This is a genomic window from Amphritea atlantica, from assembly GCF_018860855.1.
In the GTDB taxonomy this organism is placed as follows: domain Bacteria; phylum Pseudomonadota; class Gammaproteobacteria; order Pseudomonadales; family Balneatricaceae; genus Amphritea; species Amphritea atlantica_A.
This window is the reverse complement of the sequence record NZ_JAHKQE010000020.1, coordinates 144334-160438: the sequence shown is the minus strand read 5'-3', so window position 1 is coordinate 160438 and position 16105 is coordinate 144334. Positions and strand designations below refer to the sequence as shown.

Annotated in this window: 8 protein-coding genes; 6 read left to right on the top strand and 2 right to left on the bottom strand. The window is 47.9% G+C overall.

What is annotated here, in order from left to right:
* The first annotated feature begins 17 nt into the window (after positions 1-17).
* The 3 genes from KO512_RS08890 (at position 18) to KO512_RS08880 (ending at position 3220) form a co-directional block, all read left to right on the top strand.
* Complete coding sequence (locus KO512_RS08890; protein WP_215951977.1) at positions 18-593, top strand: PASTA domain-containing protein; 576 nt, start codon at positions 18-20, stop codon at positions 591-593.
* An 18-nt stretch (positions 594-611) separates the two neighbouring features.
* Positions 612-962 (top strand): hypothetical protein, encoded by a 351-nt coding sequence (locus KO512_RS08885; RefSeq protein WP_215951976.1) that lies wholly within the window; start codon positions 612-614, stop codon positions 960-962.
* Between the two features lie 110 nt (positions 963-1072).
* A complete protein-coding gene (locus KO512_RS08880; RefSeq protein ID WP_215951975.1) occupies positions 1073-3220 on the top strand; it encodes a hypothetical protein in 2148 nt (715 codons plus the stop codon).
* Here the strand turns inward: KO512_RS08880 and KO512_RS08875 are convergent.
* Both KO512_RS08875 and KO512_RS08870 read right to left on the bottom strand, forming a co-directional pair.
* A complete protein-coding gene (locus KO512_RS08875; protein ID WP_215951974.1) occupies positions 3217-4107 on the bottom strand; it encodes a DMT family transporter in 891 nt (296 codons plus the stop codon). The two genes, KO512_RS08880 and KO512_RS08875, sit on opposite strands and share 4 nt — an antisense overlap.
* 59 nt (positions 4108-4166) lie before the next feature.
* Positions 4167-4628, bottom strand: coding sequence for an Lrp/AsnC family transcriptional regulator (locus KO512_RS08870; protein WP_215951973.1), 462 nt, complete (start codon positions 4626-4628; stop codon positions 4167-4169).
* Between the two features lie 285 nt (positions 4629-4913).
* Here KO512_RS08870 and KO512_RS08865 point away from each other — a divergent pair, with 285 nt between their 5' ends.
* The 3 genes from KO512_RS08865 to putA all read left to right on the top strand — a co-directional run bounded on the left by KO512_RS08865 (position 4914) and on the right by putA (position 15524).
* A complete protein-coding gene (locus KO512_RS08865; protein WP_215951972.1) occupies positions 4914-9707 on the top strand; it encodes an NAD-glutamate dehydrogenase in 4794 nt (1597 codons plus the stop codon).
* 406 nt (positions 9708-10113) lie between these two features.
* Positions 10114-11583, top strand: a complete 1470-nt coding sequence (gene putP / locus KO512_RS08860; RefSeq protein WP_215951971.1) for a sodium/proline symporter PutP — start codon at positions 10114-10116, stop codon at positions 11581-11583.
* Between the two features lie 317 nt (positions 11584-11900).
* A complete protein-coding gene (gene putA / locus KO512_RS08855; protein ID WP_215951970.1) occupies positions 11901-15524 on the top strand; it encodes a bifunctional proline dehydrogenase/L-glutamate gamma-semialdehyde dehydrogenase PutA in 3624 nt (1207 codons plus the stop codon).
* Positions 15525-16105 lie beyond the last annotated feature (581 nt).

The following is a 16105-nucleotide window of genomic DNA, read 5'->3' as shown; positions in this document are numbered from 1 at the left end:
GTCTCAAGGAGAGCGTTATGGCAGAGAATCCTTTTACAAAAGTATTGGCGACGCCTCTAGGCGATATGATCGCGGAGATGGGAATCGGTGTGGCGCAGGCGCAATACGCGATCGACGCAAAAACCATCGAAAACCTAAAGCAGATTTATAGCCTTGATGATGAGTTGCTCAAAGAGATGCGTCGGATCGGCTATCGCCCTACTTGGTATGTTATTCCCGAAGCGGAAGCTGAAATCAGTATGGCGTTGACGGTGCAGCAGTCTATTGGCAGCGACCGAAAGGTGAAAACCGAGATAAAAGGCACAACCGTCGATGCAAGTTATCAGAACCAGTATGACTTTAAGATCGAGGGAGCGAGTAAGCTGAAATTGACCTTTAGGCCGGTGCCTGCTCCGCTAGAAATCGACAATATGCAGGTGGTGCCACTGCTTTCGGGTATTCCGCTAGGGGAAGCCAAAGAGTTGCTGGAAAAAATGGGTATCGAGTTTACGGTTTCTCCTCGAAGCGCGAAAGATTCGGCGATTGTGGCCTCGACCAAACCGGTTGCTGGATCGTTTATTGATGCCGGTAATCTGATTACGGTAGGCGTATAAACGCCTAAGGAGTCTGAAATGAGTAATGGTGGTCAGCAAATTGAATCGCTACTACGGCGCATATCTCAGCAGCAGAATGCACCCGCAGGGGAAACCTTTGATCTACAGAATCCAATTGCCGGTGGGTTAGGCAGGGTTGGGTCTGTCAGCCTGAGTAACAATAGTCGGCAGAGTCAGCAAGGTTTTAGCAGTTTAATCTCAACGATGAGAATGCTGCGAGAGATGCCTGGGTTGAATGCCGAACAGTTACAGCAGAACCAACAACGACAGGCTGCTTGGCCAGACCCCGAGACAGTACCGATGCCGCCGGTGGATGAACAGTTTAATACTCAACCCGATCCAGCCGATGAGGATGATACTCCAGACTAAACCTATTGCTGAAAGTTGCTGTATCAGCCCGTCGATTAGCCTAGATAAACATCTGCGTAGATAAAAAAGTAACAGTCTGTGGCATTAGCCAGCGGCTAGGGAGCAAAGCTATGTGTGATCAAGTTTGTGACGTCAGCAGCCCAGGAACGGATATAAGCGAGGAGTTCGCCTGTGTGAGTGATGCGGTTAATTATTCTGAAATCTATAACCAGCAGATAGAAGACGTTCGTCATGCGGATCGTAATGAGCGGACTCGGATGGCGGGTGTTTTTTTATACCGTATAGCAAATTTTGATTACCCGCTGGTACGCGTTGAACTGAGTACGTATAGCGAAACTCATCCTAATCCGACTATTGGCACCTTAGCCGAGGCGCTCAAGCTGGAACGGAGAAGCTTGTTTAGCCGTATTCTCAATTGGCATAACGGTCCTAATGGTTTTGTGCGTGAATACCTTTATCGGCGTTATGTTGGTGGTGACGCCACTTCAGTAGAGGATCAAACCGCGGCACTCAGGGCGGTGATGAATGGTGATGCGGATGCCGGCACACCCCGTTATCATCGATGGCGTTTACCTGTTGGACGTAATTATCGGCTGATACTGCCTCGCACCGAAGCACTGGAACAGGAAGTCGCACTCAACCGCACCGCATTGGTGTCGGCGAACATGCAGCAGTTAAGTAGTTCCTTATTGACCGAAGTCGATAATGCGCTCGCTAAAGCCGAGCGAATTGCGGCTAATCAGCAGGCCTTAGGGCGTATTTTGCAACCCTATCAGCAAGAACTAGGCTCACTTGGATTATTAATTGAGTTTGTTGATATTGCTGAAGTGAACCCCGTATCGGGGTATTCAAGTACGCAGCAGAGCAACATTGACACGCTTCAGCGGAAATTGAATTCACTCAAGGACTATGCCGACCGAACCTTGGGACGTGAACCGACGACGAGAGCGCGTTCACTGCAAGGGGCTATTCGCCGGGACTCTGACAGCCTATACCAGATGCTCGAAGGCGATAGTCGATTGTATGAACTGCTAGCTCAGGCATGCCAGAGTGATGACATGATCACCAGCCGCTTTATGCAGGGCGTTTACAGCAAACTGGGTGCCTGTTATCGAGTGGTGCTGACCAGTAGTCATGCGGTGACGTTTATCACGGAGCGTTTACAACCCGCATTAGAGATGATCGATAGAGGTGAATGGCGCAGCTTTGCGTCTTCATCCTGCTTAGGCACGGTGGCGGCAAAAATCAGCCTTGTTCCTACTATTGCCGGTAACTTGCCAGGGCCGCCCTCCTTGTTGATGGGGGTGCTGGAAGCATCAATGGCAAAAATAATTCAGATAGCGTCGGAAAACCACAACACAGGGCTGATAATACGGAACCTGAGCGTGCGCGTGACCGCTAAATTAATTGGTTTGAGTGGTCCTGATAGAAACGAGTTTATCCGCCGTATGAGCTCCACCGACCCTGCTGAGGTTATCGGGGTTAAAGGGTGGAGTGAAAGGGTTGTTAATTCTAATGTTATGAGCAGCCCCGGCTGGGGCGTGTTTATGTCGCTGATCACCGGCATACTCTTTCTTAATGCCTTTGTCACAGCTGCTACCACGACGACCGATAGTATGATCACTCGGATTCGTTTATGGGGTGATACGGCTGCCCAATTCACGGGCTTTGCCTCGTCCTTGATACAGGCGTTACAGCGTTTTAAATTTGTCAGTCAAGGTAGGCTTGGGACGGCGGCTGTTGGCCGAACATTAGGTTTTTTTGGTTCATTAGCCGCGATTGCATCCAGTAGTGCGATGATGGCTGAGGAGCATCGTACCCGGGACTATGCAGGGATGACGGTTGCTGGCATTGGGCTCGCCAGTGGTCTTTTGAGCTTGTTCGGGTTTATGCTCTGGATGTCGGCTGGTACGGCGGTGGTACCACCGGCGGCGGCAGTACTGTTTGTGGCCGCATTAATTGTCGGGCTCATTGGTGCGATCGTAGGTTATTTCACCTCCGATACCAACGGCGAAGCATTAGTCGAAGGGCTGGTAGAACACCTCGGTGGGGCTAACCATTTTGCGGCCCAATTACGTGGGGATAGAAGTCTGAACAGTCTGTTTGAGGAGGTCAGACATTATCATCATAACGTCACGATTAAAGATCTTAGTCGTGATGCACGTAACGCTTTAAACTATCTATTTGGCCTTGATCAGATAACCGATACCGCTAAGCGCGAACAAACCGAAGAGCTGATTAATGCGTTAATCGCTTAGTCAGCGGCCGATGAGGGTTTACCTTTGAGTTGCTGAATAAGGACACCGCTGATAATGAGTACCAGCCCTATGATGGTCGAGAACATCACCGGTTCATCTGCAAGGGTGGATAGCAAGATCAACGACAGAGGCGGTGATAGGTACACAAGGTTACTCAACTGAGCGGTGTTATCGGTCATTCGCATGGCCTGCATCCATAATAAGAAGGCAAAGCCCATCTCAAAGGTACCGATATAGATGCCGCCAGCAACCGCCTGCCAGGGCAGAGCGGTGACCTCGCCCTGAATTAGCATTAACACACTGAGCATTGGCAAGCTCAGGCCAAAGCAGAGTAGCAGTGAAACGACCGCGTCGCGTGGGTTGCGGGTATTGAGAATCCAATAACTGGCAAAGAAAAGAGAGCTGCCGACGCCTAGGATAACGCCGAGAGGGTTTTTAAAATCCAACGATAGCAGGTTGCCCTGTGTGGCGATCACTATCACGCCGCTGTATGCCAAAATGATGCTAATGAATTTTTTTAGCGTAAAGGTTTGCCCTAGGAAAGGCACCGCCATGATGCTTAGCACCACCGCCCAAGTGTAGTTCAGCGCCTGGGCTTGTTGCGCTGGTAATCGATCATAGGCGGCGAATAGGATTAAGTAATACAGGGTGGGATTGAGTAATGCCAATAGCAGAAAATAACCACCTGATTGGCGTAGGTACTGATAGGCTAGACGCAATTTTTGCTGCAGGATCGTGGCGATCAGTAGGATCACAAAAGAGGTTGCTACTGCAATCCAGAGCATCTGTAGTGGGCTGATGAGCGCGAGTGTTAGTTTAAAGGCGGTCGCGACGGTCGACCACATGAGTACAACCGCTAATGCCAGTAGAAGTGAGGTTCGGTTCACAGTCTGTACTCAGGTTAAGGTTCTTTGATATAACAATTTAGAGTGATCAAAAGTGCTGATCAGAGGAGTTTAGACTCAATATCTTTGACATCTTCCATGACCACAAAGGTGCTGGTTTGGGTCACATAGGGCAGCGAGGATATTTTCTCCCCAAGTACCTCTCGGTAGGACTCCATACCGGTGGTTCTCACCTTGAGCAGATAGTCGAAGTTAGCTGCGACCATATGGCACTGCTCAATTTCTGGAATCTCTCTGACGGCTTCGTTAAAGGCCCGTAATGCTTTGGTTTTGGTATCGCTGAGTTTTACCTGAACAAAGGCGACATGCTTGGTGCCTAGTTTTTTCTGATCAACCAGTGCGATGTAACCGAGGATATAGCCCTGTTCTTCCAAGCGTTTCATGCGGATTTGACAGGGAGTTTTCGACAGGCCGACGCGTGCAGCGAGTTCGGTGACGGTAATGCGGGCATTTTTCTGCAGTTCACGCAGAATAGCCATATCTAATTTATCCAGTTTATCCATAATATTTTATTGTTCTGGTTGTTCGTTTATGTAAAACATCATTAACAGAAGGATACGGCTATAAAAAACAAAAATACAGTGAAAAAGACTCCTGTTCTTTTCCTATACTTTATCCTTAACTAATACCTATCGGTTTTTAGGACTATCCTGTTATTGTCGGGATAACATTATCGTGGGTATCAGCACAACCGCTCTGTCTCATGGCCGTTATTTGTGCCGATACAGGGAATAATAACAATCCGGTTATTATCGGACGTAGCGAGAGCTATCTGGAGTCTATACAACATGCATGATTTAGTGGGTCTGACCAAATCTCAGATTATTGATCTGCTCAGCGAAAAGCTCTGTGCTCAGGTGAGCAAGAGTTTACAACCGTCGATGCAGCTATTTACCCAAAAATTTCTCAGTGTCGCGGCACCCGAAGAGCTGCAGAGCCGATCGTTGGAATATCTGTATTCGGCGTCGCTATCATACTGGCAATTGATGCAGGACTACAAAGCCCCTGCGCCAGATGTTCGCGTGTTTAACCCCGATTATGAACAGCATGGTTGGCACTCCAACCATACGGTGATTCAGATTCACAATGTTGATGTCCCCTTTTTGGTTGATTCTGTGCGTATGGAACTTAACCGTCGAGAACTGGGCATATTAACGATCAATAACTGTGTGTTGGCTTGCGAACGTACTAAAGCCCACAAACTGAAAAGCTTAAAGCCCGCCCGTGAAAGGGATGAGAACTCTCAGGTTGAATCGCTGATCTATCTGGAGATCGAACGGCACTCCTCACCGGAAACGCTCAATGAGCTGCGTGATGGTTTATTAAAAGTGCTGGCGGATGTTAAAGCGGTTGTCGATGACTTTGCCCCGATTAAAGAGAAAGCTCAGGATCTGAAAGAGGAGTTACGCCTTCGCGATGCCAATAGTCCTGAGATTAAAGAGACGCGCAAACTGCTAGACTGGTTGCTAGATGAGAACTTTATCTTCCAAGGGTATGAAGAGGCGGTTATTCGTCAGGATGCCGGTAAGGTTTTTGTTGATACCGTAGATGGTTCACAACTTGGTACACAGCGCCATTCGCAACAAAGCAAAGAGTTAAGTCAGCTAGAGCAGCAGTTCGTATTAGCCGATCAATTGGTGATGTTCAGTAAAGATGTGGTGCGTTCCACCGTGCATCGTTCGGTTTATCGCGATCTCATTATTATTAAACGGTTCGATGACCAAGGTAAGGTCTGTGGCGAGTGCCGAATTTACGGACTCTATACTTCAACCGTATTCCTGACGAACCCGTTACGGATTCCGGTTGTTCGCTTAAAGCTTATCAGTATTCTGTCTGAGTGTGGTTTTGAACCCGGTGGACATAGCCATAAAGCGCTGGTGCAGATACTTACCGATATGCCGCGTGAAGAGTTGATTTTGGCGCAAACCAGCGACCTTAAGCAAACCAGTATTGGTATCTTTAATATGCAGGAGCGTCGCCGTGCCTGCCTGTTTGTCCGTCAAGATGCGAGTAAGCGTTTTTACTCTTGCCTCTATTATATTCCCCGTGACCTCTACACCACTAAATTGCGTACCTCAGTATTGAATTTGTTGTACAAGGGTTTACATGGACGGGACTATGAGGCGAACTCTCAGATTTCCGAATCGGTTTTGTCACGGACCCATTTTGTTATCTACGGTGATCCCGATCAACAGGAAGAGGTAGATCTTGATACCATCGAAGCGAAGATTTTGGAAATTTCTCGCTCTTGGGACGATGATTTAAATGTCAGCCTGATCGAAACCTATGGCGAAGAGAAGGGCAGCCGCTTTGTTAACCGTTTTAATGGTGGCTTCAGTTCGGCGTATAAAGAGAACTTCTCAACCGGTAATGGGGTTTATGATCTGCAGCATATCTCTTATCTAAAATCGCCTGCAGATATCGCGATGAGCTTCTATCGTTCGTTTGAAGAGTCCGATGGTATTTTGAAGTTTAAGCTGTTCAGTGTTGAAAATCCCTTAGTGTTGTCCGATGTGATTCCTCTGCTGGAAAACCTCGGTTTGAAAGTGATGAGTGAACACCCCTATGTCGTCACCGACCGGGATAGCAAACAGTTTTGGATCAGTGATTTTCGTGTTAGCTATGATCGTCAGACGGTTGTCGAACTGGATAAAGTCAAAACGATTCTGCAAGAAGCCTTTGCTAAAGTTTGGGATGGTCAGGCGGATAGCGACGAGTTTAACCGACTGGTGATTGCCGGTGGGCTTAACTGGCGTGAGGTCGCCATGTTGCGTGCCTATGGCCGTTATATTAAACAACTACGTTTCGGTTTCTCACAGCCATTCCTCGCCGATGTGTTGGTGCGTAATGTTGTGATTAGTCGCCAACTGGTTGATCTCTTCCGCTGTCGTTTTCAGCCGGGTAAGCAAGATACCGGCTTAGAAGAAGCGATTGAGCAGAGCATTCTTAATGCGCTAGAAGCGGTTAACAGTCTGGATGATGATAAGATTTTACGCCGCTTTATGGTGATGATTAAGGCCACTCTGCGGACCAACTTCTATCAGCAAAAAGATGGCGTTGATAAACCCTATTTTTCATTCAAAATCGATTCGCAATCGATTCCTGATATTCCTCAGCCGAAACCTAAATTTGAAGTGTTTATCTATTCTCCTAGGGTTGAGGGTGTTCATCTTCGGGTCGGTAAAGTGGCGCGTGGTGGTTTACGCTGGTCCGACCGAATGGAAGATTATCGTACCGAAGTATTGGGCTTGGTTAAGGCTCAACAGGTGAAAAACTCGGTGATTGTGCCGATGGGCGCCAAAGGCTGCTTTATCTGTAAGCGGATGCCCGATACCACGGATCGGGAGGTGATTCAGGCCGAAGGTATTGAGTGTTACAAAACCTATATTCGCGCACTTCTCGATATCACCGATAACCTGGTGGCAGGCGAGGTCGTTCATCCTGAAGCGGTGGTGCGTCATGATGAAGATGATCCTTATCTGGTGGTTGCTGCCGATAAAGGTACCGCGACCTTCTCTGATATCGCAAACTCTATTTCTGACGAGTATGGTTTCTGGTTGGGTGATGCGTTTGCCTCCGGTGGTAGCCAAGGGTACGACCACAAAGGAATGGGGATCACCGCGCGAGGTGCATGGGAATCGGTTAAACGCCATTTCCGTGAGCAGGGCATCAATACTCAGCAGGAAGCCTTTACCGTTATCGGTATCGGCGATATGGCGGGCGATGTCTTTGGTAATGGGATGTTACTGTCCGAGACGATTAGTCTGGTGGCGGCGTTTAACCATATGCATATCTTTATCGATCCTGAACCTGATCAGGCCAGTTCTTTTGCAGAGCGTAAGCGGATGTTTGCACTGCCCCGTTCCAGTTGGAGCGATTACAACACTAAGCTAATTAGTGAGGGGGGCGGTGTTTTTAATCGTTCCGCTAAATGGATCGAAATTACCCCGCAGATGAAAGCACGGTTTGCTATTACGGAGAATCGTCTAGCGCCAAACGATCTGATCCATGCTTTGTTGAAAGCGCCGGTGGATATGCTTTGGAATGGTGGTATTGGTACATACGTTAAAGCATCACAGGAAACTCATGCGGATGTCGGCGATAAAGCGAATGATAATCTACGTGTGAATGGTAATGAGCTGAGATGTAAAGTGCTTGGTGAGGGGGGTAATCTAGGCTTTACCCAGTTAGGCCGGATTGAATTTGCTCTCAATGGTGGCGCATCGAATACCGACTTTATCGATAATGCTGGTGGTGTCGACTGTTCCGACCATGAGGTTAATATCAAAATCCTGCTGAACGAATTGGTCAGCCAAGGCGACATGACCATGAAACAGCGTAATAAGCTGTTGCGGGAGATGACCGATGATGTGTCCGAACTGGTACTGAAGAATAACTATCGTCAAGCGCAGGCACTGAATATTGCCGAAACGGTGTCACAGGAATCGTTGGATGATTACATTCGCTTAATTAAGAGCCTTGAACGTGAAGGTAAACTAAACCCTGAACTCGAGTTTTTGCCGACTGAGAAGCAACTACTGCACCGACGTGAACATGGTAAGGGCTTAACCCGTCCAGAGCTGTCGGTGCTGATCTGCTATGCGCGAATCGAGCTGAAGCAAGCGCTGATAAACTCTTGGTTAACCGAGAATAAGGGCTTCTCTAAAGAGATGGAAACGGCTTTCCCGGCTCGATTACTGAAAGAGTTCCCTGAGGCGCTGCATAATCACCGTCTGCATCGTGAGATTACTGCGACTCAGATCGCCAATGATCTGATTAACCGGATGGGGATTACCTTTGTTAATAATCTCAGTTCGGCCATCGGTGCGAGCTATGCTGATATTGCTTCTGCTTATATGGTGGCCCGTGAAGTCTTCAATATCGAGGCGCAATGGCAGCAGATTGAATCGCTTGATAATCAGGTGCCGGCTGAGCTGCAGGTAGCGATGATGAAAGATCTGATTCAACTGCTGGCTCGAGGTACGCAGTGGTTGCTGAGGCATCATCGTGATGGGCTGGATATGCAGCACTGCCTTGACGTCTATAAACCGGCGATTGATCAAGTGGTGATCTCCGACGAGCAGATCCATAAGGTCATTCCTGCCGATCGATTGCAAGAGAAGTATGATCGTTATACTGCTGCCGGTATCTCGGGACAACTGTCAGCCTTTTGTGCGGCTAGCGAAAACATCTATTGGCTGTTGGATGTGATTGATGTAGCGCGTGAAACCAATGAAGATGTCGAACAGGTGGCGATTACCTACTTTGGTGTGGGTACGAGCCTAAATCTGATTTGGTTGGATAAGCAGATTCGTCAATTTAGTGCTGTTAACCATTGGCAAGCACTGGCGAAAAATAGCTATCGGATCGAGTTGGATAATCAGCACCGCGCATTGACGCTTAAAGTGCTGCAGTCCGGTGAAGCGAATACCGATGTTAAACAGCGGTTGGAGCGTTGGGAGGAAGACAAAGCGATACAGTTAAAACGTTGGCATCATACGCTGAGAGATATTCAGAATACGAAGGTGATTGACTCTTCAATCTTCTCGGTGGCGCTGAGTGTTTTACTTGAGCTGAGTTAAGTGCAGCTCAATCGTTCGGCAGAGCGATAAGGCAGCGGTTAAATTGATTGCAAGAACCTTTGTTTTAAGAGCGATTCGGGATTTTTCCTGAGTCGCTTTTTTTATTTGGTTAGAGTCATATTCGCTTCATAAAGTGAATATAAGTACGTATTCATGTTAATAATATTCAAATATAGCCATAATTTAACTTAATGGCTTATAAAAAAGGTAAAAAGTCTAGTCGTTGTTCTGTAAGCTTGCCCGTTCATCTGGCCTTTACCCGGTCCAGTTCTTTATGCCTATTTTTTCAGTAAATAGGGCTAATTGAGCTGGTTTGTGGCTTTAGGGTTAACGGCAGAAGAGCGGCCAGCTATAAAAAATGCCGACGGAGATCCGCGGTAAATATAATAATGATGAGGTTGATTGAATGGTCATTACGATTACTTTTATGATCTATTTGGTGTTGATGTTAGCGATTGGTATCGTGGCTTATCGCCGAACTCAAGATCTATCTGATTACGTTCTGGGTGGACGTAATTTAGGACCGATTCCTAGTGCACTCAGTGCGGGTGCATCGGATATGAGTGGTTGGTTACTCATGGGATTGCCCGGTTATGCGATGGTTGCCGGTTATGGTTCTTTTTGGTTGGCGGGTGGATTGCTGGCGGGTACCTGGTTGAACTGGTTGCTAGTGGCTGAACGTCTGCGAGTTTATTCGCAACAAGCGGGTGATGCATTAACGATACCTGCCTATTTTGAAAAACGCTTTCATGACAATAGTCATACCCTGCGCGTTGTATCAGCCTTTTTTGTTTTGGTCTTTTTCCTATTCTATACCAGCTCGGGTTTAGTGGCGGGCGGTAAACTATTTGAAACCGTGTTTGGTTTCGATTACACCCTCGCGGTTCTTCTGGGCGCTATTGCGGTTATCTCTTATACCCTGTTCGGTGGTTTTCTGGCGGTTTCTTGGACCGATGTTGTGCAGGGACTACTGATGGTCGGTGCGCTGGTGATGGTGCCTTTAGTGGCTATTGGCGAACTCGGCGGTATGGATGCGACGTTAGCGGCGGTTAATGCGAAGAATCCCGAATTGCTCAATATGTTCACCAATAAAGATGGTACCGCGATCACATTGATTGGCACATTATCATTAGTCGGTTGGGGACTCGGGTATTTCGGTCAGCCACATATATTGGCGCGCTTCAAAGGTATTAAGAGTAAAGACTCCGTTCCGGCTGCGCGCCGTATTGCGGTTGTTTGGACAGGTATCTCTATGTCCGGCGCTTGTCTGATCGGTCTGGCGGCTATCGGTTATCTGCCTGAAGGCTTAGGTGATAACGAAACGGTCTTTATGGTCATGGTTAATACCCTGTTTCATCCTGCGGTTGCGGGTATTCTGTTGGCTGCGATTCTGGCGGCGGTGATGAGTACTGCGGATTCTCAACTATTGGTCTCTTCGTCAGCACTGGCTGAAGATTTTTATAAGGCGCTATTTAATAAAGAAGCGAGTCAAGAGCAGTTGGTACAGGTCGGTCGTATTGCCGTGGTTGTGATTGCTTTGATCGCGACTTATCTTGCTCTGGATAAAGATTCTAAAGTATTGGGCTTGGTATCTTATGCGTGGGCCGGTTTTGGCGCGGCCTTCGGACCTGCGCTTATTATGTCTTTGTACTGGAAGCGGATGAATAAAGCGGGTGCATTAGCGGGAATCATTGTCGGAGGCGTGACGGTTGTGGTTTGGAAACAGCTGACCGGCGGTTGGTTTGACGTTTATGAGATTATTCCGGGTGTGGCGTTTGCTTTTATTGCTGTTATTGCCGCTACTCTGTTTACTGCGCCACCGGTGCGTGCCATCGAAGAGCGTTTTGAAAAGGTGTTGGTAGAATTGAAAAACTGATTCAGCGTCTATCTTGTCGTGTGAGTAAGCCGATGTGACAAGATAGTCCGCCTTCGGGTGGAATCTAGCTCTATACTGTTTATAAAGCCTCGTTATCGAGGCTTTTTTGTGTCTATTCGATAGGGTATGAATAGTCTTATTGAATTGTATTTATTGTATATGTTTTAAATAATGGTTGTTTTTTATTTAAAATAAAGAATTTATATCTAATTATGTTGATTAAATAGTGAAACTGACTTTTTGGTTGTGGTTACAATAGATAAAACAAAAGCCGTTTATGTTGGCTGTTAAACGGAATAACGATTGAAGGTGAGATTATGACCAATACAACCGACCAGTTACGGATAAAAATTCGAGAGCATTATCTGGCTAATGAAAGTCAGATCATCCGTGAACTGATGAGTAATGCCCGCATGACGATTGAAGATCGTCAGCAAATCTCTACAAATGCAGCACAACTGGTAACCAGTGTTCGTCAGGATAGCTCACCTTCAATGATGGAAAAGTTTCTTGGCGAATACGGTTTAACCACGAAAGAAGGTGTTGCCCTGATGTGCTTGGCTGAAGCCTTGCTGCGGGTGCCTGATGCGTTAACCATTGATGCTTTGATTGAAGATAAAGTGGCCTCAGGTAATTGGGGAGAGCACTTGGGTAAATCGAAGTCATCCTTAGTCAACTCCTCTACCTGGGCATTATTACTGACCGGTAAACTGATTGCGCCAAGCGAAGATAAAGGTGTTACACAAACGGTTCGTGGCATGGTTAAACGCCTTGGTGAACCCTTGGTACGTACCGCCGTAGGCCAAGCGATGAAAGAGCTGGGACGTCAGTTTGTCTTAGGACGGACGATTGAAGAGGCGACTAAGCGGGCCCGTAAACTCGAGAAGCAGGGGTATTCTTACTCATACGATATGCTGGGTGAAGCGGCGCGTACCGATGCCGATGCGCTGCGCTATCATCAAGCTTATAGCGTTGCTATTGGTAAGTTAACACCCGCTTGTATCCATTCGGATATCCGTATGAATCCGGGTATCTCGGTAAAACTTTCTGCGTTACATGCTCGTTATGAGTTTGCCCAGAAAGATCGAGTGATGACCGAACTCGTTGAGCGAACTAAAACATTGGCGCAGCAGGCTAAGCAGGCCAATATGGGTTTCAATATCGATGCTGAAGAACAGGATCGTCTCGATCTTTCTCTCGATGTGATTGAAGCGGTACTCGCTGATGAATCATTAGCCGACTGGGATGGTTTCGGTATTGTTGTACAAGCGTTTGGCCCACGGACTTCATTCGTACTGGAATGGTTATATGCTTTGGCGACGCGCCTAGATCGTAAAATTATGGTTCGCTTGGTTAAGGGCGCTTATTGGGATGCGGAGATTAAACGCGCGCAAGAGATGGGATTGGATGGTTTCCCCGTCTATACCCGTAAAGTGAACTCCGATGTGTCTTATCTGTGTTGTGCCGAAAAACTGTTGGGGATGACCGATCGTATCTATCCTCAGTTTGCCACTCATAATGCTCATTCCGTGTCAGGGATACTGCATTTGGCGCGTCACTTGGATAACAAAAAGTTTGAGTTCCAGCGACTGCATGGCATGGGCGAATCGCTGCACGATACGGTTCTGCAAGCTCAGGGTACGCGCTGTCGTATCTATGCACCTGTCGGTGCTCACCGAGATCTGCTGGCTTATCTGGTGCGTCGTTTGTTAGAAAATGGCGCTAATAGCTCCTTCGTTAATCAGATCGTTGATACCCGTATTAAACCGGAAGAGATCGCTCGGGACCCATTTGCCGCTATTGAGGCGATGGGCGATAACATTAGTAGTGCTGCAATTGCGCGTCCTGAGGCGCTGTTTGGTGATAAACGTAAAAATGCTCGTGGTTGGGATCTTACCGATCCGGTGCAGATTGCTGAGCTTGAAGCCCAGCAAGCCGAGTTTAAAACAGCCCAATGGCACGCGGCACCGATGATTGCGGGTAGTTCTGTGAGCCATGAAACGGTCGCTATTCACAATCCAGCGATTCCGGATGATTGTGTTGGGCAGGTTATTAACAGCGCGGCGGGGGATATTGAAACGGCGATCGTGGCGGCTCAGGAAGGTTTTGGTCGTTGGTCACAAAAAGCCTCCACTGAACGGGCCGCGTGTCTGCGTCAGTTTGCTGATCTACTAGAGCAAAATGCTGCAGAGCTCTTTACTTTGGTGACCCGTGAAGCGGGTAAGACCTTGCTGGATGCTGTTGGCGAACTGCGTGAAGCGGTTGATTTTGCCCGCTTCTATGCCAATGAAGCTGAACGAAATGCAGCGGAAGGCGAAGCACGTGGCGTGATTACCTGTATCTCGCCGTGGAACTTCCCTATGGCTATTTTCTCTGGTCAAGTATTAGCGGCGCTGGCTGCTGGAAATGCGGTATTGGCAAAGCCGGCTGATCAAACGCCGTTGATTGCTGCGCGTACCGTTGCATTGATGCATCAAGCGGGGATTCCTGCGGATGTGATTCAATTGCTGCCAGGTAGTGGGGTGGCTGTTGGCGCACCATTAACATCGGATAGCCGAATTGCCGGAGTCTGCTTTACCGGTTCAACATTGACCGCGCAGCGGATTAACCGAGTCATGGCAGAAAATATGGCGCCTGACGCGCCGTTAGTGGCTGAGACCGGCGGTATGAATGCGATGATCGTCGACTCTACTGCGTTGCCAGAACAGGTGGTACGGGACGTTCTTGCATCTTCTTTTCAGAGTGCAGGTCAGCGTTGTTCTGCATTGCGGGTGCTTTATCTGCAGAAAGATATTGCCGATAACTTACTGGAAATGTTGTTTGGTGCGATGGATGAGTTACGTGTCGGTAATCCAGCGTTGTTGAGTACTGATGTTGGTCCCGTGATCGATCAGACGGCTAAAGCTAAGATCGAAGCACACTGTGCTAAGTATGCAGCTAAAGGCAAAGTGCTGAAGTCACTGGCGGTTCCAGAGCAAGGTCTGTTTGTCGCGCCGACGGTGATTAAAATAGAAAGTATTGCTGAACTGGAGGAGGAGATTTTTGGTCCTGTTCTGCATGTGGTCACTTTCGATGCTGATTGTCTTGATCAGGTTGTTGATAGCATCAATGCGACGGGTTACGGTCTGACCTTTGGCCTGCATACTCGGGTTGATAATCGAGTCAATCAGATCTGCAACCGTATTAAAGCGGGTAATCTATACGTTAACCGCAACCAGATCGGAGCCGTTGTTGGGTCTCAGCCATTTGGCGGCGAAGGCTTATCGGGTACCGGTCCTAAGGCTGGTGGTCCGCAATATGTGAAACGCTTTATGCGGACCGAATCTGTGACGCCAGTTACATCTGATTTGACTGCGATAGTCGGTAGCGCTTCATTGCAACAGGCGATCGATAGTCTGGATAATAGCCAGTGGGCCGCTAATAATGACCGGCTTGATCGGCTTCAAACGCTGTTCAATGGTCAGGATGTCGATTTTGCAGCGTTGCAACATGAGGCCGAGGTTATGCCTGGGCCGACCGGTGAACTGAATGTTCTGTCGACCCATGCGCGAGGTGTTGTCCTCTGCTTAGGGCCTGATTTGGCAACCGCGATGAGTCATGCTGTATTGGCCTTATCACAAGGCAATGCTGTGGTTGTCGTAGCGCCAAAAGCGGTGGCCGAGTGCCAAGTGGCAATCGATAGTGGTTTGCCAATTAAAGCGATTAATGGATTGTTACAGCCCGATGCGTTGGCCGATGTAACAGGCTTTGCCGCCGTTGCGAGTGGTGCAGATTTGACACTGCTACAAGCTTATCGAGTGGCTTTGGCTTCGCGTGAAGGGGTGATTATTCCGTTGATTACTGAACGTCATGCGGCGGATCGTTTCTCGCTTGAACGGCATCTGTGTATCGATACTACGGCAGCTGGCGGTAATGCTAGCCTGATCGCAGCTTCTGAATAAGAAGTTGTCATTGATGGGTTGTTGTTCGGCCGAGTAGCGGTCGAACAACACCGCTGTATCCTCGTTTTCAATAACAATGAGTGGTTATTCTCAGCTGTCTTACTCCCCGAATTCAGGGGGTTAATGAAATGGTTTTCCTTGTCATTAAGCCGCTATGCTCGAAAGCTGTGAGCCAATAAGGAGAACCTCTCATGCCTATCAAAATTCTTGGTATTAGTTTTAGTAGGCTCTCTTGTCATTTGCTCGGTGTTGATGCCTACGATTAACGCGTCTGTAAAAAGAAACTTTCTCATCATAAGCGTATAACGTTTATCGCTCAATTATCCTCTGCTTGATTGTATTGACAGCCTTTGTTCACGCGCAGCAATCTAGCCGCCTCTATCTGAATCAGGGGCAGAACATTCGATTAATCTCACCTCAGCCTATTCAATCTTTTGTTAAAGACACTAAAAATGATGCCATATATACGCAGGGATTGTTCAGGCGTGAGGTCGTTCGGGAATGCGATTTGTTGCCGTACAAGCAATTGAAACATAAAGTCAGTTATCGTACATTGATGATGTGATGACGTTATTCAACGG